Genomic DNA, 20,924 nt, shown 5'->3' on the forward strand with positions numbered 1-20,924 from the left:
GCGCTCCGGATCTGGCAGGCGCGCCATTGCAGGAGCCATCGATGACCACCGAAAAACGCGAAAATCTTCCCTCCGGAAAAACCGTCGATACGCTGACGGCCATCGAACGACGGCTGATCCACTGGCTGCGCGATCGCAAGACGATTTCCACCGATGCCCATCAGGAATTCATGGCCGAATCCACTGTCGGTGAACGGCTGGCGGATTCGATTGCGCGTGTCGGCGGCTCCTGGGCCTTCATCATCGGCTTCCTGACATTCCTGGCCTTCTGGGTCATCTCCAACACCCTGCTTCTGACGGCGGATCGTTTCGACCCCTACCCCTTCATCTTCCTCAATCTGGTCCTGTCGATGCTCGCCGCCATCCAGGCCCCGATCATCATGATGAGCCAGAACCGCCAGTCCGAGCGCGACCGTTTCATGGCGGCAAAGGATTATGAGGTGAATCTCAAGGCCGAGATCGAAGTGCTCGCCCTGCATGAGAAGATCGATTTGCAGGTGCTCGCCGAAATTCGCGCCCTGCGCGAGACATTGACGAAAATCGAACAGCGCCTCGAAGACAAGTTGGCTTAGGGTCAAGACTCAATCAGGTTTCGGGCGTGGCGCGAGACGGATTTTGGTTCTGAACAGGAGAAAAGCCTGCCGTGGAGCGTAACTCCACAAAGGGTTTTCGACGCATTCAGAGCGAAAATCCGCCGCGTCCCGAAGGGATATGGTGAAAATCGCCCGGTTTGGCGTCGCAGATTCTCGATGGATGGTCGATCCATCTTCGGATCTGCTTCTAAAACCGAACGATTTTCCCACATACCACGCGCCAAATCCTGATTGAGTTTTGACCCTAATAACCGCCGAACTTTTCCTCGCCCTGATCGATGAGAAGCGGAATGAGCAGGTCCTCCTCATCCTCGAGATGGCGCAGCAATCCCGTCAGGAGGCTTTCCGCCTCTTTCGCATAGGCGTCGCGCGAAAAGGCCAGTCGGTCCGCGCCGGCGATCAGATCGCCATGAAAGGCCTGGGCGGCACTGGCATTGCGTTCCAGCATTTCATGGATCAGGTGATGATCCTGTTCAAGCAGGTCAAAGCCTTTCGCAAGCCGCTGGTCAGCTGCGGCAAACATCGGAAAATACTGATAATCCTCGATCTGGTGATGACCTTCGAGATCGCCGAGAAAATGGTTGAGCCGGGGCGCGAACCAGCGCGCGAAGCCCGCCGCATCGATCTTCTCCTCGCGGAGATGATCGATCGAGGCAACGAGTGCTCCACCGAGTTCGCGGAACATGTCATGCCGCGAAATCCAGAATTGTCCGAGATGGCCGATCGTATGAACCGATTCCCAGTCGGCACGCGGATATTTTGCCAGCAGGATCTGCATGTCCGCCGGCAGGCCGGCACGTTCCAGCAAAGACAGATTTTCAGCGCTCATAGTCATCCAGCTCTCCCGATCCGCCTCCATGCATGCGCGCGACGAGAGGCGGTTTCAAGATCTAAACTGTGAACGATGCGTTTTGCGACCGCCTCTAGACGACCGGTCTATTTTTATTTAGATAGAGATCATGACAAAGACACCGAAAGCCGAACAGACACGCAGGCACATTCTCGACACCGGCCAGACGCTGATCCTGAGCAAGGGTTTTAGCGCGCTGGGCCTCAGCGAGCTTTTAAAGGTTTGCGAGGTGCCGAAAGGCTCGTTCTACCATTATTTCCCCTCCAAGGAACAATTCGGCACAGAACTGCTCACGGACTATATCACCTTCTATCTCGACCGTTTCGATCGTCTGACGGCAGGCGAGGACGATGCAAGAACCCGCCTTATCCGCTATTTCTCCGCCTGGATCGAAGCCTCCGGCGAGGAGGAAGGCATGGCCCGGCGCTGCCTGCTGGTCAAACTCGCTGCCGAAGTCAGTGATCTGTCCGAGGATATGCGTCTGGTCCTCAAGGGCGGCATGCAGGCGGTGCTCGAACGGATCGGCGCCCTGCTCGATGAGGGCCGCAACGACGGCTCCCTGCCATCCGATCTCGATGTCGAGGCCACCGCGCGCACGCTTTACCAAGTCTGGCTCGGTGCCGCCCTCATGGCCAAGGTGGTCGCCGGCATGGATCCGCTGCGCCACGCTCTTTCCGCCACCCGATCCCTGTTGCCGGCACGATAACCGGCCCCATAACCAACGACAAAGGAAACACCATGCGTACTGCCACCCATGCCAGCTTTGGCACCCCGTCCGACGTTCTGACCATCACCGAAAAGCCGCTTCCGACACCCGGCGCCGGCGAAATCCGGGTCAAGATGGTCATGAGCTCCATCCATAACCACGATCTGCTGACCGTGCAGGGCGTCTATGGCTACAAGCCGGAACTGCCCGCCGTTGCCGGCAGCGAAGCCGTGGGCCTTGTCGATGCGCTCGGTGAAGGCGTTACGCATCTTGCGGTCGGCCAGCGCATTGCCATGTCCGGCATCCGCGGCGCCTGGGCAGAGTATTTCGTCGGCCCGGCAGCGAGCGCCATTCCACTGCCTGAAGCCATTTCCGACGAGGCCGGCTCCCAGCTCGTCTCGATGCCGCTGAGTGCGCTGGTCCTGCTTGAATTTGCCGGTCTCAAACAAGGCGACTGGGCCATCCAGAATGCCGCCACCGGTGCGGTTGCCAAGGTTTTGGCCATGATCGCCAAGGCGCGCGGCATCCATGTCATCAATCTGGTGCGTCGCGCCGATGCAGTCAGCGAACTCAACGGCCTCGGGATCGACAATGTCATCTCGACCGCCGATGCCGACTGGAAGGACAAGGTCCGCGCACTGGCAGGCGGCGCCCCGATCAAGGCTGCAGTCGATGGCGTCGGTGGACCTGAAGCCAATGACCTTCTGTCACTTATCGGTGAAAACGGCCTCTTCGTCTCCTTCGGCCTGATGTCGGGCAAGCCGCTCGAACTGTCGGCCGGCGACCTCATCTTCAAGCAGGTCACCGTCAAGGGCTTCTGGCTGGCGAAGATCATGCAGACGACCCCGCGCGAAACGATCGGCCGCTGGTTCGGCGAACTGCTCGGTCTCGTCGCATCGGGCGCCGTAACGCTGCAGGATGGCGGCATCTACGATCTCGCCGACGTCAAGGACGCCGTTGCCGCAGCTGCAAAGCCCGGCCGTCCGGGCAAGATCCTGATCCGCGCCTGACATCGGAACCGCGCCCCCTCCTCCGGGCGGCGCGGTTTTTCCCGTGACGATCAGGCGTCGCTGGTCACGATTTTTGGGCTCCCCTTGGCATATTGCGGCAGCCCGTCATTGATCTCGTAGAAATCGCCCTTGTCGGCACAGAAGATATGATAGCCGCCGACAAGGCCAGACGGCTGGTCGAAACTGCCAGCCTGGATCGAGGTCACATCCAGCCCGTCATATTTCCAGAACAGCGCCGAACCGCAGGTGCCGCAGAAGCCACGCCGCGCGCTGTCGCTCGCCCGGTACCAGCGGATATTGTCTTCCCCGGAAATCGTAAGATCCGCATCGGCGCTGTTGGTCGACGCATAATAGAGGCCGGTCTGCTTGCGGCACTGGCTGCAATGGCAGAACACCACCTCCCGCAACGGCCCGCTGGCCACAAACCGCACGGCGCCACAAAGGCACGATCCGCGATGTTCACTCATGTTTGTCCCCTGTTTTTATTCTCGGCACACTGTCGCCCGAAACGGGAAGGCCTTCAATTGAATAGTCTTCAACGACAGAGTGAATGTTTCTCAAAGCTCATGCCTTTGAAGCATAAAGAGAAAAGCCGTTGATTAAAATTGTAATCAATCTCGCAGCATTAATATTAATTTTATCTTTGCGTGTACGCCTTTAATATTCGCTTCACTACGACGAAGTTAAAGAATAATAAAGCTCCCAACGGTCGATACGACTATAAGGAGTTTTGCAAATGGCCCGGATCATTGGTACCTCTGCTTCTGAAATTCTCTCCGGCACCCGCCGCGATGACAAGATTTTCGGCATGGACGGCGATGACACCATCCTGTCGAGCGATGGCAACGACTTTATCGATGGCGGCCTCGGCACCGACACAGTCGACTATTCGTCCTACAAGGGCCCGCTCGAAATCGTCTTCGACATGAATGGCTATGCCACGGTCATCGGCAACGGCGTCGCATCCGACACGCTCTTCCGCATCGAAAACCTTATCGGCGGCCGCGGAAACGATTATTTCGGCGGCAATAGCGAAAACAACACCTTCTGGGGCAATGGCGGCCACGATTACTTCCTGGCAAGCGGCGGCAGCGACACCTATTACGGTGGCAAGGGCTATGACACGGTTGATTTCTCGAGCGTCGGCACCGGTATCGAACTCAAGGTCAATGCCCGCGATGTGATCAGCGTCTGGGCCGGCCCTTACGTCTATGACAAGCTCGTCAGCATCGAGAACATCATCGGCACCAAGTTCGATGACATTCTCCGCACCGGCTCTACCAATGACTATCTCCGCGGCGGCGAAGGTCATGACATCCTGACCAGCGGCAAAGGTGGCGATGTGCTCGATGGCGGCCTCGGCAACGACACGATGACCGGCGGCGAGGACAAGGATACTTTCTACTTCGCCGATGGCTATGGCTGCGATCTCGTCACCGACTTCTGCGCCCATGGTGAAGATCACGACCTCATCGAACTCTACAATCTCTCGGAAGTCACCGGCTTCCGCGACCTCATGAAGAACCATGCGACCCAGAACGGCGATGATGTCGTTATCGATGGCGGCAACGGCAACACGCTGACGCTCAGCAATGTCGACCTCGACCATCTGACCAAGGATATGTTCGTCTTCTGAGAATAACCTCATTCAGTAAAAAGGCGGGCCAAGGTGCCCGCCTTTTGCGTTTTACGACAATCATGACTCAGAGAATGAAGTCGCCTTCCGTGATCACGAAGTTGCAATTAAGGCGGATGGCGAAATCCGCCTTGCCATTGCCGTCGTTATCTCCAAAGACGCCGTAATAGCCGTCCAGTCTCTCGAACCGCAGCTCGCCGGCCTTTTTGCCGAAGTCATCCGTGCCGATGAACTTGAATGCCTGGTCGCCCGCAACTTTTTCGTTGGCGTCGAGATTTTTAAGATCGATGTAATCGACCTTCGAGAAATCTGCCAGCACGTCGGTTTTCGAAATATCCGTCGATAGCTCGTTGAGCGCATTGAAGATGTAGGTATCGGGATCAAACGATCCCGACATTACATCCTTGCCCTTGCCACCATAAATCTGGTCGAGGCCGTAGCCGCCATTGATCGTATCATTGCCGCCGCCGCCATAGATGATATCGGAGCCTCCATTGCCATTGATGATGTTGCGGGCGCTGGTTCCAAAAAGCGTCTCGGCGGTCTGCTTGCCTTCGATCTTCGTTTCATTGCCGGCAAAGAGCAGGTTCACTGTCGTTGTGTCACTCGCCATGCCGTCTGTGATCGAATAGTTGATCTTCACATTGACGCTGTCGTTGTTGTCGAGATCGTCGCCGGTATAGGTAACCACCAGCTTGCCATTCTTGATCGCCACTGTCGCGTCACCACTCTTGACGGTCGCGGCGGTGATTGTGAGTACGTCCTGATCGGCATCCGTATCATTGGCCAGCACATCGAGCGCGGTCTTGCTCTCCCAGTCCATCGTCACCGTGTCCTTGACAGCAACCGGCGCATTGTTGGACGGATCGATCCGGAAAAAGGAGCCGCTTCCTGCCTCAACGATCAGGCTGCCATCCGCATCAAAGGAAACCGCATTGATGTCGGACATCTTGCCGATCTTGGTCTCGGCAACGACGACACCGCCGTCTTCATCGAGCACTCGGTAAAATCCGGCGCCGGCGCGCACATAGGTGGCATAATAGAAGGTCGAGCCGTTAAAGCTGAAGTTCGACAGGCTCAGATCGCTGAATGGCTTGGCAACGCCCTCTTGGAGCGAGATCGTCTGATGCGCATTCATGTCGTAGAGGTAGAGCCTGTAGAGCGTATCCTCCCCCGACAGATAACTGACCGCCTTGAAGAGATAGTTATTATCCTGGCTCCAGTTGCCGTCCTCGGCATTGGTTGCGACCGTATCGGCCGTAAACCCGGTCGCATCGGGTGCTGTCTGCGATTTCGTGATTTTGGTTCTGAAAATGGGCATTCCGGTCCCCGGCTGGTGTAAAATCCAACGGATTAAACCAGCCCGGGATTGAGGAAGAATGAAGAGGCAATCCGCTTTCAGCGCAGGAAAATTGTCCGGACCTGTTCAGCAGTCTACGCCATGCCGGGCGCCACTACGGGAAACGGCGCCAAGCGATACTGACTTTTCACACAAAATCAAAATTCCCAATAATGACTGGAAGATAGAACTTCTGGTGTTTCAAATCTCAGGGATGAATCCTCATCAAGCTTTACGACAAGAAAACCGCCTTCATTTTTCGCGGCCTTGCGCAATTCTGCCACTCCACTGAAATCAAACGCGCTGATGTCAATAACGTCTCCACCATAGGATGATGAATCACGCATGATGGAGACTTCTCCTTTCCCCTCCATGATATGGAACGTATCACGCCCATCACCTCCAGAGACCACATCATTGCCCACGCCAACGTAGATTTGATCGTTGCCCACCTTTCCGTGGACTGTATCATTTCCGCGACCGCCATAAAGACGATCTAAACCTGAAGATCCCAAAACAAAGTCGTTGCCGTCACCACCATCGGCGTACGCCGCACCAAGAATTTGATCGTTGCCGTCACCACCATAGGCGACCGCCGCCAGCCTAATGTAATCGTCGCCATCGCCACCGTACAATTCAATACCGTTTACATGGGCGATAAGTGTATCTCCACCATCTCCGCCGAACACGCGATTACCTCGGCCAAACACGGCGACATTATCGTCGCCTCCCCCGGCAAAGAGATAGGAATCTGTGTCTCTAAGGTCAATTGCATCCTTTTTTTGCGTCCCGAATATATCGTTCGCATGGCCCAGCGTAACCGTGACATTCGCCTTATCCGTGCTTGCGCCATCGGACACCGTGTAGCTGATCGTGAAGGTTTTCGTCTCGCCATGCTCGAGTGATTTCACATTGCCGCTGTCGTAGACCAGCTGGCCGTTCTTGATGGTCACCTCACCAGGCGCCCCCTTCTCAAGCGTCGCCTTGGTGATCGTCAGGCTATCGCCATCCTTGTCCGTGTCATTGCCGAGCACATCGATCTTGAGCGCCTTGTCGACATAGGCATTCGCGGCATCATCCTTCGCCACCGGCGCGGTGTTGACGGCATTGACGTCGATGGTGATGTTCTTGGCGAGTGACAGGTCGCCCGCGCTGTCTTCCAGCTGGAACCCGTAGGAGGCGAGATCGTCACCCGCCTTGTTGGTTGGCGCCGTATAGACAAGCTTTGACAATTGCCCCGCCGCGATCTTGTCGCCAACTTCAACCGCATCACCCTTGAACGTCAGCGATCCATTCGTCGCCAGCGATGTGATGACGACATATTTCAGCGTATCCCCATCGGCATCGGAGAAGGTGAAATCGCTCGCCTTGAAGCTGAAACTACCTTTCTGGTCGACATCATAGTGAACATTGTCCGTGACCGGCTTGTCGGCAACAGCAGCGATATTGAAGCTAACGCCTGCCTCCTGCGAGAAATTGCCATCGCTGTCGCGCAGTTTGAAAACCAGCCCATCATAGCCGTTGGCATTGGCATCCGGCGTCCAGACCAGATTTGAAATGTCAGCGAACGCGATTTCCTGCTCGTCGCTCACCGTCAGGCCATTGAGCTTCAATGTCCCCGTTGTCGGCAGTTCGGTGATCGTGATCGAAGTTGGCGCAGTATCCAAAGCATCGAAGAATGCAAAATCGTTTGCGCTGAACGTATAGGACGTATCCTCATCCAGCGAGGCGGTAAAACTCTGCGCGACTGGCGCATCGCCTTCGCCGAGGATCGATTCGTAACTTGTTCCGGTTGAACTATCGGACCACAGAACCGAAATCAGCCCGCTTGTATGGGTTGCGATGCCATTCAGGGAAATCGACCCCGCTGCATGGCCGGTATCGACCTGGATATCGCTGCCGATCTGGACACCGCTATTGTCATAGATGGCCAGATAGAGATCGGAAGCCTCAGCACCCGTCGGTGTCGAGACCCAGGCGATCGCATAGCCGCCATTGAAAGCCACGACCATGGAGCTTGCATCGTCGCCACTATCCGGCGCATCGCCGACAATGCCGTTCTGTATCTTGACCGAACCACCCAGACCCAGCACCGTCTGCGTCACATCGGCGGTAGAGTTGATCTCGTCACTGAGGATGACGGATCCACCATTCGAAAGGCCCGTGCTGCCCATCACCTCCGTCGTATTATCATAGGTCGAGGTGAAGGAATGGGCGGAAACCCCGCCGGTCTTGCTCCAGATTGCATAGGTCATGAAAGGTCCCCGACACATGAATTGGCAAAAGCCAGTTTAAAGTTCGTCGGGACGCTATCGGACTGCACGTTAAAGACGCACTAACACGTTAAACTCGTCTCAAGCAAAGTTAACATCGTGATAATCTGCCCTTTCTCTCCGCGCTGAAAGAAACAGCCGGCAATAGCAGTTTCCGGTATGCGCGTGGTCGGGCTTCCGGGTGCGGTCATCGATCCATATCACGTGGCCCAACATGCCGTACCAGTCGCCCAAAGTGAAATCGGCGCGGGTCAGAGCATCTTCATAGCCGAGCAGCCGCGCATCTTGCCTGGAGAAGAAATCGGTTTCCCGGAGGCTCGGATTGTTGGTCGCAAACCTTTCTCTGTACAAACGTAGATTTCGTTGCTTATTGTTGACAATCAGCAGTAACCGAAGTGTTTTTTTGATCCTGTAGTTCCAAATCGATGGCGTATCGTTTTCCCTCATATCGATAACGCTTTGTTTTTTGAAATGAGAAAGATGCAAAAGCGATGCAAAACACCGTCAATCCTGAAACGACCGAAATCAGTATCGACTTCATAGCCGGCATCATTTGGACTGCCCAATCTTCAGTATGGTTGAAAGTCGAATCCTCCGAGCTTGTGACCCTCACGGACATTTCGTCTCCGATGACCGTGAACTTCAATGGCACTGACCTGCTAGACCCCGATGGGGTCGTCACAGGTATCGGCTTTGTCGATAACGGAAAGCTTGCCTATTCGTTCGAGGGACTTTCCATAACCAAACAGACGCTTCAATACGCGTTCAATCAAATTCTGGATGGGAATGTTTATGAATTTCGGGCTCTATTCGCAAACATCGACTGGGTACTCGATCTATCTGCGTCTACCAAGGACAACACCCTTATGGGAACTGGCGGACAGGATAATTTCAAGGCCGGTTCTGGCAACGATTCCCTTTACATCGACGGTGGCAATGACGTGATCGATTTGGGCGGCGGTGCCGACTCGATCTATATTAAAAACTTTTACGGATATAGCGGCGGCGGAACGACAACCGTGACCGGCGGCGCCGGATCAGACACATTCATGCTGCAATATGGCACTGACGAATTTGACGTACAGCTCGTCGACAACGGCATGACTGTCGATCTCACCAAGAAACTCGTCGTTCCCAATGCGTATGCCATTGTTATGTCTCAGGTCGAGAATATCGAGGGCTCGTCATTCGCAGACAAGCTGCTGGGTTCGGCCGTGGCCAACAAGCTTTTTGGCAATGGCGGTATCGACGTGCTGACAGGCCGGGCCGGTGCCGACCAGCTCGATGGCGGTGCCAAGAACGATACGATTATCGGCGGTGCCGGGAAAGACCGCATGATCGGTGGAGCCGGGGCTGACGATTTCATCTTCCAGAAGTTGGCGGATAGCCGAGGTGTGCAGCGTGACGTGATCGTGGACTTCGAGGCCGGTATTGACGATGTCGATCTACGGGCGATCGGTACCGATGCGCGGAAAGACAACTTCATCTGGATCGGCGATGCCAAGTTCACCGGGCGTGCCGGCGACCTTCATTATCGACAGGTGGACAACGCGGATTCTGCAAAGGACTTCACCTATGTGGAGGGTGATACCAATGGTGATCGTAAGGTCGATATCCTGATCCAACTGAATGGACTTGTTGATCCTACGAAGGCTGATTTCTTCCTCTGAAGCCTGCTGCTTCCGTTAAGAAATGACCGGATCTCCACAGGGGCGGAGATCCGGGTGCCAAGTCAGCAAAGGCATAATCGGCGGCGTCCTGACGGGCGCCTCATTCTCCAAGGATGGTGGCGAGACGCCGGCCTTCGATCGAAGCGAGTTCAGGATCGCCCATGATGGCCATGTCATTGTAAATGTCTGGACCGACCGGTTGAGCATTTCCGATCCGATCTTGTGAGCTTATCGTCCGTCAAGACTCAACCCCGAAAGCGGCGATGTCCGGCGCGTCGCCGATAACATCGTTCTCGAAAACAACCGCGCCTCCGAAATACATGGTCTGCGCCACATCCATCGTCGAGTTCTCCGCTCTATCGAGGAGGACCGAAGCGCCATTGGAAAGCCCAACTGCGCCGAAAATGTCTGTCGTTTCGGCCTAGGTCGATGTAAAAGAATAGGCCGTCATGCCGCTGGTATTTTTCCAGATGGAATAGGTCACGAATTCCCCTTACAAATGAATTTACAATTGCAAGCTTGGCTACAGTTCGCGGAATTTGCCACCGAACGGGCCAAGAGGGCGCGAACAGGCATAGTTAAATCGACGCAAAATAATGATCGGGAAAACATCTCTTGCATTTTGGCGACAAAACTACAAGTTGGCCATAAAAGTGTAAATTAGAGTTTGCGTATATACGCAATAAAAAACCGGCCCCAGCTTGGCCGGGACCGGTTTCATTCTATTGCCGAATTGGCCGCAATCAGCCGTTGACGGCCAGCTTGCGCTCGTCACGACCGGCCTTGAGCTTTTCAGCCAGCAGGAAGGCGAGTTCGAGCGCCTGGTCGGCATTGAGACGCGGGTCGCAATGGGTATGGTAACGATCGCCGAGATCTGCACCCGAAAGCGCGCGCGCGCCACCGGTGCATTCGGTCACGTCATTGCCGGTCATTTCGACATGGATGCCACCCGGATGGGTGCCTTCGGCATAGTGGATCTGGAAGAAGTTCTCGACTTCGGTCAGGATCCGGTCGAACGGACGGGTCTTGTAGTTGTTGAGCGTGATCGTGTTGCCATGCATCGGATCACACGACCAGACGACCTTGCGGCCTTCGCGTTCGACGGCGCGGATCAGGCGCGGCAGATGCTCGCCGACCTTGTCATGGCCGAAGCGGCAGATCAGCGTCAGACGACCGGCTTCATTGGCCGGGTTGAGCAGATCGATCAGCTCCAGCAGGCCATCTGCCGTCAGCGACGGGCCGCATTTCAGGCCGATCGGGTTCTTGATGCCACGGCAATATTCGACATGGGCATGGTCGGGCTGGCGGGTGCGGTCGCCGATCCAGATCATGTGGCCCGAGGTGCCGTACCAATCGCCGGAGGTGGAATCGACGCGGGTCAGCGATTCCTCATAGCCGAGCAGCAAGGCTTCGTGGCTGGTGAAGAAATCGGTTTCGCGCAGGCTCGGATTGTTGTCCGGCGTGATGCCGATCGCCGCCATGAAATCCATCGTTTCGGAGATCCGGTCGGCAAGTGCGCGATAGCGCTCGGCCTGCGGACTATCCTTGACGAAGCCCAGCATCCACTTGTGAACGTTGTCGAGATTGGCATAGCCACCCATGGCGAAAGCGCGCAACAGGTTCAGCGTCGCAGCCGACTGGCGGTAGGCCATGATCTGGCGTTCCGGGTTCGGAATGCGGCTTTCCTCGGTGAATTCGATGCCGTTGATGATGTCGCCGCGGTAGCTCGGCAGCGAGACTTCACCCTGCTTCTCGAAGGGGGCCGAACGCGGCTTGGCGAACTGGCCGGCGATACGGCCAACCTTGACCACCGGCTTCTGGGCTCCGAACGTCAGCACCACGGCCATCTGCAGGAAGGCGCGGAAGAAGTCGCGGATCGTATCGGCGCCATGTTCGGCAAAGCTCTCGGCGCAATCGCCGCCCTGCAGCAGGAAGGCTTCGCCATTGGCAACCTTGGCGAGCGAGGCCTTCAGACGCCGCGCCTCGCCTGCAAAAACAAGCGGCGGAAACTTGGCAAGACGAGCTTCCGTGGCCTCGAGCTGAGCCTGATCCGGATACTCCGGAACCTGCTGAATGGGTTTAGACCTCCAGCTTGACGGGTTCCAATTCTGTGCCATGTCACTTCACCTGTTTGACAATTGATACGCGCTCATACGCGGCTTCCCGGCCCATGCCGGGAATGCGCGTATATATACAGTCTTAACTCTTTTGCAAAGCCCGCAAATGCCGGCTTTTGCGACCCGTCGGAGCGACGGAGATCACACCCTGTTTTCGCTTGAATTTCAGTCACACAGCGTCCCTGACGAAAAATTGCGCAGCCGGGAACCGATCTCCCTCAGCCGAAAAACTCGAACATCGCATAGGCGACGAGCGCAATCAGGATCAGCGGATAGATGAGCTGATCGACGAAGCCGAAGCCGCTCCGCTGCGTTTCGAGCGATTTCAGATCAGGGCCGCTCATCTCGCGGCTGATCTCAGGAGATGCCATGCGAATGTTACGGCTGACCATATCCCATCCTCCCAGGCTCACGGTCCATCGTCACGGCGCAGAGTATAACAGAAATTCCTGATATGACGATGGTGCACCTTCACCCGCCGCCGTTCATCCTTTTCCGCCCAACATAATCCGCCGGTCCACACCGATGGCGGCAAGAAACCGCTCGTCATGGCTCACCACCAGCAGCGCCCCGTCATAGGCCCTGAGCCCCGCCTCCAGCGCTTCGAGCGCCTCGATATCGAGATGGTTGGTCGGCTCATCGAGAATGAGGAGCTGTGGTGGCTTCGGCCCAGCCAGCACGCAGGCAAGAGCGGCCCGCAGCATCTGTCCGCCGCTCAGCGACCGAACGAGCTGCAGCGCTGCATCGGCGCGAAAGAGGAAGCGCGCGAGCGCTGCGCGACAATCGTTTTCCCCGGCATCCGGATTGAGCCGCAGGAAATTGTCCCGGATTGTCGATCCGCGGTCGAGAAGGCTCACCGACTGGTCGAAAAAGGTATGCGGCACCTCGACCCGCACCGTCCCCGAGATCGGCTCGATCCGACCGGTGATCACCCCAAGCAGCGTGCTCTTGCCAGAACCATTGGGCCCGGTCACCGCCACGCGTTCGGAACCGGTGATGGAAAGACTGATCCGATCGAGAACTGGCGGCGCGTCGCCATAACCCGCACGGATGGAATCGAGCGCCAGAACCTTGCGCCGGCCTGGCAGGCCGGTCGGAGGCAGCGTCATCGCCAGCGGCTGCATTATCTCGATACGGCTCCGCGCCTCTAGCAACTCAGCCTCCGCCTCCTGCCGGCGGCGTTCGGCCATGCGGGCATGATCGGCAGCACTTTCTTCGCTGCGCTGTTTCATCGCCCCGAGCAGGATCTTCGGCATGTCGCCCTTGCCGGCCTTGGCACGCCCGGCCTGGTCGCGCCTCGCCTTGCGTTCGCGGCTCATCTGCGTCTGTCGCCCAAGGTCAGCCAACTTGCGCTCGGCATCCCCCAGCGCCTGTTCGGCAGCGAGGAGCGCCTGTGCCTTGGCGGCCCGAAATTGCGTGTAGTTGCCACTGTGCCGGGTCGCGCCGAGCGAAGTCATCTCCACGATCGCATCCATCGTCTCGAGCAGATCGCGATCATGGCTGATCACCAGAGCACCACCTTTCCAGCCCGCCAGCAGGTCGATGACTGCCCGGCGGCCATCGCCATCGAGATTGTTGGTCGGCTCGTCCAGGATCAGGAAGTCGGGGTCGCTGAAAAGAAGGGCCGAAAGCGCCGCCCGCGTCTGCTGACCGCCGGAGAGCGTGGAGAGCAGTGTGGATGGCTCGGCGACAAGGCCCGTCTTCTGCAAGGCCGCCTCCATCCGCGCCTCGATCGTCCAGTCGATCTCGGACAGATCTTCGCTCGTTGCCCGTCCCGCAAGCGCCAGGGCGATCCGGTCAAGGTCCGTCCGTACGCCGAAGAGATCGGCAATGGTTGCCCCGGCCTCGGTCTGGACGGACTGGCGCAAAACGGCGATCGATCCTTCGACGGTGATCGCCCCCTCGGATAGATGAAGCTCCCCGATCAGGAGACGCAGGAGCGTCGTCTTGCCGACACCATTCCGGCCGACCAGACCGGTGCGTTCATTACAGAAACTTAGATTGAGATTGGAAAAAAGGCTGCGCCCGTCAGGCGTCACCCAGGCAACATTCGAAACTGTGATGGAAGCAGGCATGGAAATCCCCATTGGCAAGGCTGAGCGGCATTGCGGCGGGGTTGAAATCCACGGGTCACCATCCTGTTCGGTTGCAATGCCCCCTTCTAGGCCCGCAATGCGGATAGATCAAGGCAACCACCAACGAAATGACTTGCGGAGGCGAATATTGACGCGAACGTAAACGTAAATTAATTTGGCGCCGTCACGAGGGAGGAAACGATGATTGCGGCAACCGAGGGCCTGACGACCGATATCCATTTCCGCGCCAGTGATGGCTTTCCGCTCGCTGCGACGATCGTCGAGGGCACGGGCAATGGCCCCCTCGCCCTCATTTCCTCGGCAACCGCCACCCCGCGCACCTTTTACCTGAAATTCGCCAAGGCCCTGGTTGCTGCGGGCTTTCGCGCCGCCATGGTCTATGATTACCGAGGCATTGGCGGCTCGCGGGTGCCCGGCGATTGGAAGGAACCGCTTCGCAAGCGCCAATGGGCGGAGCTGGATTTCATTGCCGCCATCGAAACGCTCGACAAGCTGGCGCCGGGTCACAAAATGGTCGGCATCGGCCAGTCTTTCGGCACCCAGGCGCTCGGCCTGTCGCATCGATCGGAGCGTTTCGCGCGTTACCTCATGCTGTCGGCCATGTCCGGTCACTGGCGCTATACCGATGAGCCCGTCAAGGTCTTTGCCATGATGCAACTGGCCGGCGTACCGATCGCCGCCCTCACCGGCAAGGTGCCGGGCTGGATCGGGCTGGGCGAAACCATGCCGGGTCGGGTCTATCGCGATTGGGCGCGCTGGAGCCGCTCCAAACACTATTTCTTCAACGATACGAGCTTTGACGCGAGGGCCGCCTTCTCATCGGTCAAGACGCCGATCCTCGCCATCCGTCCTTCCGACGATGTCTGGGGTACGGCCCGCGCCGAAGAAGCGCTGCTCCGCCACTATGACCAGGCGCCGATCGAACGGCGAGTAGTGACGCCCGCCATGGCGGGCGGACCGATCGGCCATCTCGGCTTCTTCCGGTCGCGCTATGCGGAGACGCTCTGGCCCCCGGCCATCGAGTGGCTGGCAGGCGGCGTCAGAGCCTGACGCCATCCTTGAAACGGTAGCTCGGCGCATACATCGTCACCAGCTCCTCGGCGGCAGTCGGATGCACGGCCATCGTCCGGTCGAAATCGTCCTTGGTGCAGCCCGCCTTCAGCGTAATGCCGAGCAGCTGCGCCATCTCGCCGGCATCGTGGCCGAGGATATGGGCGCCCAGTACCTTGCGGTCGGCACTGTTGACGATCAGCTTCATGATCATCTTCTCGGCACGGCCCGAAAGCGTCGCCTTCATCGGCCGGAACTCTGCGCGATAGACCTCGACTTCGGGATAGGCTTTGACCGCCTGCTCTTCCGACAGGCCGACGGTGCCGATCTCCGGCTGCGAGAACACCGCCGTCGCGATCAGATCGTGATCCGGCGAGGTCGGGTTATTTCTGTATTCGGTCTCGATGAAGCACATCGCCTCATGGATCGCTACCGGGGTGAGCTGCACGCGGTCGGTGACATCGCCGAGGGCGAAGATCGACGGCACATTGGTGCGTGAATATTGATCGACGATGATGGCACCGCGCGCCGTCGTGGCAACACCGGCCCTGTCGAGACCGAGACCCTTGGTGTTCGGCTCGCGCCCGATCGCCAGCATCACCTGCGAAACGACGAGCTTCTCGCCCTTCTTGGTCACCGCCGTCAGCTCGCCGTCGTGACGGTTGGCCACCGCCTCGATCACATCCTCGCAGATGATGCGGATGCCCTTGGCGACCATTGCATTATGCAGGCCCTGACGCAGGTCGTTGTCGAAGCGCGACAGGATTTCACGACCGCGATAGATGAGCGTCGTCTCGACGCCGAGACCATGGAAGATGTTCGCGAATTCGACCGCAATATAGCCGCCGCCTTCGATCAGGATGGCGCGCGGCAGTTCCGGCAGATGAAAGGCTTCGTTGGAGGAAATGCAGAGCTCGTGCCCGGGAAGTGCGGTATGCGCCGCAGGCGCACCACCCACAGCAATGACAATCCGCTCTGCGGTCACCACTTTGCCGGTGGTCTTGATCCGCACCGAATGGGCATCCACCAGTTCGGCCCGGCTTTCGAAGATCTCGGCGCCGGCATTGACGAGCCCCTTGCGATAGAGACCTTCGAGGCGGGTGATTTCCCTGTCCTTGGCTTCGATCAGCTTGGACCAGTCGAACGTGCTTTCGCCGACCGTCCAGCCGAAACCGGCCGCATCCTCGAAATGTTCGTGATACTGCGACGCATAGACCAGAAGCTTCTTGGGAACACAGCCGCGGATCACGCAGGTGCCGCCCATCCGGTATTCTTCCGCAATGCCGACCCGCTTGCCCATGGACGCCGCCACGCGCGCCGACCGCACGCCGCCGGAACCACCACCAATGACAAAAAGATCATAATCGTAGGACGTCATTGCAAACCTCATTCAAGCCGGTTGGCCTCCCGGACGCTGATATGGCCTTTCGCCGGGCAAAAGAAAAGCCCGTCGGGACGGGCTTTTTGATCTTCGACAGTTGTTGGCGCTTACTGCTGCGCTGCCGGCTGGCTCTTCACCAGGGCATCGATCTTTTCCTGCAGCGCCTTGTTGACGGCGGCCGAAAGGTCGCGAGTGATGCCCGAACCCCAGATTTCGGCGGCCTTGGAGAGTTCCCGAGCAGCGATCGGGCCGTCCTTGATCAGCTTGGCGCCGGCCGGCGACGTGTAGAAAGCGGCAATTGCCTTCAGTTCTTCCTCGCTGAAAGCCTTGGCATAGATGATGGCGGCTTCGCGCTCGAGATCGCCGCGACGGGAGGCGAACTGCAGTGCCGTTTCATCGACAACCTCGTTGATGACGCTTTCGTAGTTCGGGCTCGCCTGAATGAGGGTCGCCTTCAGCTGCACGGCAACGCGCGGCAGGATCAGGTCATATTGAGACGTAATCGCGATGGAGGACAGCATGGCGCGCGCAGCCTTGATCTGGGCTTCGCTGACATCGTCAGCGGCGCTGGCATTGAAAACGCCTGCGCCGGCGATGACGATTGCTGCGGCTGCCATGCGGCCAAAATTACGGAGCTTCATCATTGGAAACCTTCTCCTACTCATTCTTCGCTGCCAGCGTCCGCGCACCGCCTGTACCGGCAATGATCGCAAGTGACGCCAGGTTGATAAACAGTCCATGTTCCACGACGCCAGGGATGACGTTCAGGCCAGATGACAACGCCTCTGCATCAGGAATGCGGCCAAAAGAAGCATCGAGAATAAAATGTCCACCGTCGGTCTTGTAAAGGCCGTCACCGGAGCGGCGCGGTGCAATCTCACCGGTCAGACCGGATTTTTCGGCCAGATGCTCGATGGCGATCCGGGTCGCGGTCATGCCGAACGCATTCACTTCGATCGGAAGCGGAAAGGCACCAAGCACATCGACGACCTTCGATTCGTCGGCGATCACGATCATGCGCTTTGAGGCCGCAGCGACGATCTTTTCGCGCAACAGCGCACCGCCACCGCCCTTGATCAGGCGAAGACCCGCGTCGATCTCGTCGGCACCATCGATCGTCAGATCGAGTTCCGGCATTTCATCGAGAGAGGCAAGAGGCACATTCAGTTCCAGGCACAGTCTGGCGGTCCGTTCCGAAGTGGGAACACCCACGACGGAAAACCCGTCTGCAACCTTTTCCGCCAACAGGCGTACGAATTCTTCCGCTGTCGAACCTGTGCCGATTCCGAGCCGCATGCCGCTTTCGACATGTTTGAGCGCTTCGGCGGCCGCCCTGATTTTCATTTGCCGGGCGTCCATACGCCAGCGTCTCCCTGCTGTTTCGTTGGTTGACGTGTTTACACGCGGTTTCCTTCAAACAAAAGGGCCATTCGCAACAAAACCCCGAAAATACGCGCCCGGCCATTGCCAATCGTCAGCCCCTGGATTACCCGACAGGACACAGTTTATTGTGGAGAATTCATTGACCCCTCCCCTCGTTGTTTTCGATCTCGACGGAACACTCCTCGATACCGCGCCGGATCTTGTCGCCAGTCTCAATTACACGATTGCGGAAAAGAGCCTGCCGCCGGTCGTCTATGCGGATCTGACCCATCTGGTCGGCCAGGGCGCCCGCGTGATGATCGAAAAGGCGTTGCGGATGCATGACATCGTGCTCGGCGATGCCGAACTGACCGAACTGTTCGAGCGTTTCATCAGCCATTATCGCGGCAACATGCCCGGTGAAAGTCGGCCCTATCCGGGCCTGATCGAAGCACTCGATCGCCTCGCTGGCGCCGGCCACCGGCTCGCTGTCTGTACCAACAAGATCGAGAGCCTGGCGCTTCCATTGATCGACAGTCTTGGCCTGACGTCGCGTTTTGCCGCAATTACATGCGGCGACACGTTTGCGGTCCGCAAGCCCGATGCCGAACATCTTCTCGGCACCGTCCGCCTCGCCGGCGGCGATCCCGCGCGAACCGTGATGATCGGTGACAGCATCAGCGATATCGCGGTTGCCGCCAACGCCAACATCCCGTCGATTGCCGTTCCGTTCGGCTATTCGGATGTGCCGGTGGAAAGCCTGTCCCCCACCATCGTCATCGATCATTTCGACCGGCTGACACCGGAACTGATCGAACAACTGATCGCATGAAAAAGGCGGCCCTTGAGCCGCCTTTTCATTCTTCGTCCGATCCGTGATCAGATCGCGGCCTGCCGCACCTTGCGCGTCGCATCGAGCGCCCGGTTCATGTACATGTCGCGATCATAGACATCGTCGAAATATTCCACCACGCCATCCTTGTTCGGCCAGGCCGTGAAATAGGACACATAGACCGGGAATTTTTCCGGAACCTTCATCTGGTGGTTCTTGCCGGTGCTGATCTGGGCCTCGATCTGGTCAACCGACATGCCCATCACGGCTGCCGCCATCTTCTTGGGATCGACAAGACGCACGCAGCCATGGCTGAGCGCACGCATGTCGCGCTGGAAGAACTTCTTCTGCGGCGTGTCATGCATGTAGATCGAATGCGCGTTCGGGAACATGATCTTCAGCTGGCCGAGCGCATTGCCCGAACCGGGCGGCTGGCGCACGTCAACGGCATCAGTCTGATGCCAGTCGATTTCGGTCGAGGACATCTGCTGGCCGCGCACCGAGGTTTCGTAGCCGAGACGGTCGAGATAGGTCGGATCCTCGCGCAGCTTCGGCAGCATTTCATTGACGATGATCGAGCGCGGCACGCCCCAGTAGGGGTTGAATTCGACCAGTTCGATTTCGTCCTGGAAGAAGAAGGTCTGGTTGGCCTTGGAGCCGACCACGACGCGCATGTTGAACTCTTCCTTGCCGCCATTGTGGTAATAGGCGGTGAAGGCCGGCTGGTTGATGAACACATAGCGCTGGCCGAGATCCTTCGGCAGCCAGCGCAGCTGTTCCATTGCGACCACGAGCTTGTTGAGCTTGGCGGCATTGCTGTCGCCGCCGACCAGCACGCGGATCGTGCCCTTGCCGACGATCCCGTCGCCCTTCAGGCCGTTTTCAGCCTGGAAGGCCTTCACGAGATCGACGAGTTCCGGCGTGTAATCCACCGAGCCCTGATAGGCCGCGAGCGTCACCGAATGGTCGACCTTCAGCTTGTCGGAACCGCGATGGCGAATGGCCTCGATGATGTTGGCAAGTTCCGGATTGGCTTCGCCGGGCTTGAGCAGCGTGCCGGGCGCGATGGTGATCTTCTGACCCTCTTCGCCCGCAGCCGCCTTCAGCGCAGCAAGCTCGCGCTTCAGAGCCTCAAATTCGGCATTGGCGGGGCTGCGGCTTTCGAGATAGCGCGCGATGTCGGGGGACGCGGTGATATTCATCAGCGCACCGTCCAGGTTAACGGTCTTGCGCTTGAAATCGTAATATTCGCCGATCCGGTTGGGATCGATGCGGCCACGCTGGGCGTCCTGCACATAGGTCAGCACCGCAGCCGACAGTTCGATTTCGAACTGCATCAGCTGACGTTGCTTGGTCTGCGCATCGACGGCATCGAACGTGTCGGACGGATCGACCACCTTATAGTCTTCCGGCTCGAGCCCGACCATGTCGGCCTTGGCAAGCTCGGCGATCGCGGCCCGTGCCTTCTCAGTCACGGCGCCATTTTCGACCCACAGCAGACGATCGTTGCCGGCATAGAATTTTTCGATAGCGTCAGCCACTTCCTTCGGTGCCTTCACCCTGACCTCGCCCATGAAGGCGCGCGGGCTCTGGGCGGGATCGGCGCCATTGTTCAGGCTCACGGCTTCGATAGAGCCTGTCGTATCGCTCGTCGCATCGGTGGATACCGACTGCATGAACGGTGCGAACTTCGCGACCGCGATCAGGCGAAGCTGGTCGGGCTTGTAGGTGAAGTAGCTCGGGCTCTTGACCTTGGGCAGCGGCTTGGCAGGCTTTGCCGGATCCGGGAACGCACCGAGATCGTCATCGAGCGAGCCGGCAACCGATTCCTTCGCCTTGGTGTTGCCGCGAAGCAGATCAAGCAATGTCGCCGATTGGGCCGGCGCGGCTATGAGGCTGAATGCACAACTCATCATGAGAGCGGTCAGCGCCGCCTGTCCAATTTTTTTCATTTTTCCAGTCATTCCCGAGGCTGTCGAAGCCTTCGCAATCGTCGTTATTTGTCAGCG

At 58.1% G+C, this 20,924-nt stretch carries 18 protein-coding genes and 1 pseudogene; 7 read left to right on the forward strand and 12 right to left on the reverse strand.

What is annotated here, in order from left to right; translation table 11 throughout:
* Positions 1–41: 41 nt before the first annotated feature.
* On the forward strand, positions 42–572 hold the full coding sequence (locus Q4481_RS04330) for a DUF1003 domain-containing protein (RefSeq protein ID WP_304375062.1): 531 nt from the start codon (positions 42–44) through the stop codon (positions 570–572).
* 265 nt (positions 573–837) lie between these two features.
* Here Q4481_RS04330 and Q4481_RS04335 read toward each other — a convergent pair whose 3' ends face one another.
* Positions 838–1,428 (reverse strand): hemerythrin domain-containing protein, encoded by a 591-nt coding sequence (locus tag Q4481_RS04335; protein ID WP_304375063.1) that lies wholly within the window; start codon positions 1,426–1,428, stop codon positions 838–840.
* 124 nt (positions 1,429–1,552) lie between these two features.
* On the opposite strand from Q4481_RS04335, the gene Q4481_RS04340 reads away from it, so the two are divergent.
* Both Q4481_RS04340 and Q4481_RS04345 read left to right on the forward strand, forming a co-directional pair.
* Positions 1,553–2,149, forward strand: coding sequence for a TetR/AcrR family transcriptional regulator (locus Q4481_RS04340; RefSeq protein WP_304375064.1), 597 nt, complete (start codon positions 1,553–1,555; stop codon positions 2,147–2,149).
* 32 nt (positions 2,150–2,181) lie between these two features.
* Positions 2,182–3,159 (forward strand): zinc-binding dehydrogenase, encoded by a 978-nt coding sequence (locus Q4481_RS04345; RefSeq protein ID WP_304375065.1) that lies wholly within the window; start codon positions 2,182–2,184, stop codon positions 3,157–3,159.
* Positions 3,160–3,209: 50 nt separating this feature from the next.
* Here Q4481_RS04345 and Q4481_RS04350 read toward each other — a convergent pair whose 3' ends face one another.
* Positions 3,210–3,626: a GFA family protein gene (locus Q4481_RS04350; protein WP_304375066.1), complete on the reverse strand. Its 417-nt coding sequence runs from the start codon at positions 3,624–3,626 to the stop codon at positions 3,210–3,212.
* Positions 3,627–3,895: 269 nt separating this feature from the next.
* On the opposite strand from Q4481_RS04350, the gene Q4481_RS04355 reads away from it, so the two are divergent.
* The gene (locus tag Q4481_RS04355; RefSeq protein ID WP_304375067.1) at positions 3,896–4,795 is read left to right on the forward strand and encodes a calcium-binding protein; all 900 of its coding nucleotides are present in this window, start codon (positions 3,896–3,898) and stop codon (positions 4,793–4,795) included.
* 67 nt (positions 4,796–4,862) lie between these two features.
* On the opposite strand, the gene Q4481_RS04360 is transcribed toward Q4481_RS04355, so the two are convergent.
* The 3 genes and pseudogenes from Q4481_RS04360 to Q4481_RS04370 all read right to left on the reverse strand — a co-directional run.
* The gene (locus Q4481_RS04360; protein WP_304375068.1) at positions 4,863–6,116 is read right to left on the reverse strand and encodes an Ig-like domain-containing protein; all 1,254 of its coding nucleotides are present in this window, start codon (positions 6,114–6,116) and stop codon (positions 4,863–4,865) included.
* A gap of 176 nt (positions 6,117–6,292) precedes the next feature.
* A complete protein-coding gene (locus Q4481_RS04365) occupies positions 6,293–8,389 on the reverse strand; it encodes a calcium-binding protein (RefSeq protein WP_304375069.1) in 2,097 nt (698 codons plus the stop codon).
* Between the two features lie 156 nt (positions 8,390–8,545).
* A pseudogene (locus Q4481_RS04370) lies at positions 8,546–8,854 on the reverse strand (3-deoxy-7-phosphoheptulonate synthase); the annotation flags it as partial.
* 44 nt (positions 8,855–8,898) lie between these two features.
* Here Q4481_RS04370 and Q4481_RS04375 point away from each other — a divergent pair.
* Complete coding sequence (locus Q4481_RS04375) at positions 8,899–10,077, forward strand: calcium-binding protein (RefSeq protein ID WP_304375070.1); 1,179 nt, start codon at positions 8,899–8,901, stop codon at positions 10,075–10,077.
* A gap of 743 nt (positions 10,078–10,820) precedes the next feature.
* Here the strand turns inward: Q4481_RS04375 and Q4481_RS04380 are convergent.
* The 3 genes from Q4481_RS04380 to Q4481_RS04390 form a co-directional block, all read right to left on the reverse strand.
* Positions 10,821–12,194 (reverse strand): class II 3-deoxy-7-phosphoheptulonate synthase, encoded by a 1,374-nt coding sequence (locus tag Q4481_RS04380; RefSeq protein WP_304375071.1) that lies wholly within the window; start codon positions 12,192–12,194, stop codon positions 10,821–10,823.
* Positions 12,195–12,412: 218 nt separating this feature from the next.
* Positions 12,413–12,586 (reverse strand): hypothetical protein, encoded by a 174-nt coding sequence (locus Q4481_RS04385; RefSeq protein WP_304375072.1) that lies wholly within the window; start codon positions 12,584–12,586, stop codon positions 12,413–12,415.
* A gap of 93 nt (positions 12,587–12,679) precedes the next feature.
* Complete coding sequence (locus Q4481_RS04390; RefSeq protein WP_304375073.1) at positions 12,680–14,269, reverse strand: ABC-F family ATP-binding cassette domain-containing protein; 1,590 nt, start codon at positions 14,267–14,269, stop codon at positions 12,680–12,682.
* Positions 14,270–14,470: 201 nt separating this feature from the next.
* Here Q4481_RS04390 and Q4481_RS04395 point away from each other — a divergent pair, with 201 nt between their 5' ends.
* Positions 14,471–15,340: an alpha/beta hydrolase family protein gene (locus Q4481_RS04395; RefSeq protein WP_304375074.1), complete on the forward strand. Its 870-nt coding sequence runs from the start codon at positions 14,471–14,473 to the stop codon at positions 15,338–15,340.
* Here the strand turns inward: Q4481_RS04395 and gor are convergent.
* From gor to rpiA, 3 genes are all read right to left on the reverse strand, one after another.
* The gene (gene gor, locus Q4481_RS04400; protein ID WP_304375075.1) at positions 15,330–16,718 is read right to left on the reverse strand and encodes a glutathione-disulfide reductase; all 1,389 of its coding nucleotides are present in this window, start codon (positions 16,716–16,718) and stop codon (positions 15,330–15,332) included. The two genes, Q4481_RS04395 and gor, sit on opposite strands and share 11 nt — an antisense overlap.
* Before the next feature lie 110 nt (positions 16,719–16,828).
* Positions 16,829–17,365: a DUF2059 domain-containing protein gene (locus tag Q4481_RS04405; RefSeq protein WP_304375076.1), complete on the reverse strand. Its 537-nt coding sequence runs from the start codon at positions 17,363–17,365 to the stop codon at positions 16,829–16,831.
* A 13-nt stretch (positions 17,366–17,378) separates the two neighbouring features.
* Complete coding sequence (gene rpiA, locus Q4481_RS04410) at positions 17,379–18,080, reverse strand: ribose-5-phosphate isomerase RpiA (protein ID WP_304375078.1); 702 nt, start codon at positions 18,078–18,080, stop codon at positions 17,379–17,381.
* Between the two features lie 148 nt (positions 18,081–18,228).
* Between rpiA and Q4481_RS04415 the strand changes: the two genes are divergently transcribed.
* The gene (locus tag Q4481_RS04415; protein ID WP_304375095.1) at positions 18,229–18,915 is read left to right on the forward strand and encodes an HAD family hydrolase; all 687 of its coding nucleotides are present in this window, start codon (positions 18,229–18,231) and stop codon (positions 18,913–18,915) included.
* 47 nt (positions 18,916–18,962) lie between these two features.
* On the opposite strand, the gene Q4481_RS04420 is transcribed toward Q4481_RS04415, so the two are convergent.
* A complete protein-coding gene (locus tag Q4481_RS04420) occupies positions 18,963–20,867 on the reverse strand; it encodes a L,D-transpeptidase family protein (RefSeq protein WP_304375079.1) in 1,905 nt (634 codons plus the stop codon).
* Between the last annotated feature and the right edge of the window lie 57 nt (positions 20,868–20,924).

Origin of the sequence: Fluviirhizobium alvei, from assembly GCF_030551875.1 — a bacterium.
Taxonomy (GTDB): Bacteria; Pseudomonadota; Alphaproteobacteria; order Rhizobiales; family Rhizobiaceae; genus Rhizobium_E; species Rhizobium_E alvei.

Coding starts and splice junctions, on each gene's coding strand:
- Q4481_RS04330 (WP_304375062.1), top strand. CDS start 42: ATGACCACCGAAAAACGCGAAAATCTTCCCTCCGGAAAAACCGTCGAT.
- Q4481_RS04335 (WP_304375063.1), bottom strand. CDS start 1,428: ATGACTATGAGCGCTGAAAATCTGTCTTTGCTGGAACGTGCCGGCCTG.
- Q4481_RS04340 (WP_304375064.1), top strand. CDS start 1,553: ATGACAAAGACACCGAAAGCCGAACAGACACGCAGGCACATTCTCGAC.
- Q4481_RS04345 (WP_304375065.1), top strand. CDS start 2,182: ATGCGTACTGCCACCCATGCCAGCTTTGGCACCCCGTCCGACGTTCTG.
- Q4481_RS04350 (WP_304375066.1), bottom strand. CDS start 3,626: ATGAGTGAACATCGCGGATCGTGCCTTTGTGGCGCCGTGCGGTTTGTG.
- Q4481_RS04355 (WP_304375067.1), top strand. CDS start 3,896: ATGGCCCGGATCATTGGTACCTCTGCTTCTGAAATTCTCTCCGGCACC.
- Q4481_RS04360 (WP_304375068.1), bottom strand. CDS start 6,116: ATGCCCATTTTCAGAACCAAAATCACGAAATCGCAGACAGCACCCGAT.
- Q4481_RS04365 (WP_304375069.1), bottom strand. CDS start 8,389: ATGACCTATGCAATCTGGAGCAAGACCGGCGGGGTTTCCGCCCATTCC.
- Q4481_RS04375 (WP_304375070.1), top strand. CDS start 8,899: ATGCAAAACACCGTCAATCCTGAAACGACCGAAATCAGTATCGACTTC.
- Q4481_RS04380 (WP_304375071.1), bottom strand. CDS start 12,194: ATGGCACAGAATTGGAACCCGTCAAGCTGGAGGTCTAAACCCATTCAG.
- Q4481_RS04385 (WP_304375072.1), bottom strand. CDS start 12,586: ATGGTCAGCCGTAACATTCGCATGGCATCTCCTGAGATCAGCCGCGAG.
- Q4481_RS04390 (WP_304375073.1), bottom strand. CDS start 14,269: ATGCCTGCTTCCATCACAGTTTCGAATGTTGCCTGGGTGACGCCTGAC.
- Q4481_RS04395 (WP_304375074.1), top strand. CDS start 14,471: ATGATTGCGGCAACCGAGGGCCTGACGACCGATATCCATTTCCGCGCC.
- gor (WP_304375075.1), bottom strand. CDS start 16,718: ATGACGTCCTACGATTATGATCTTTTTGTCATTGGTGGTGGTTCCGGC.
- Q4481_RS04405 (WP_304375076.1), bottom strand. CDS start 17,365: ATGATGAAGCTCCGTAATTTTGGCCGCATGGCAGCCGCAGCAATCGTC.
- rpiA (WP_304375078.1), bottom strand. CDS start 18,080: ATGGACGCCCGGCAAATGAAAATCAGGGCGGCCGCCGAAGCGCTCAAA.
- Q4481_RS04420 (WP_304375079.1), bottom strand. CDS start 20,867: ATGAAAAAAATTGGACAGGCGGCGCTGACCGCTCTCATGATGAGTTGT.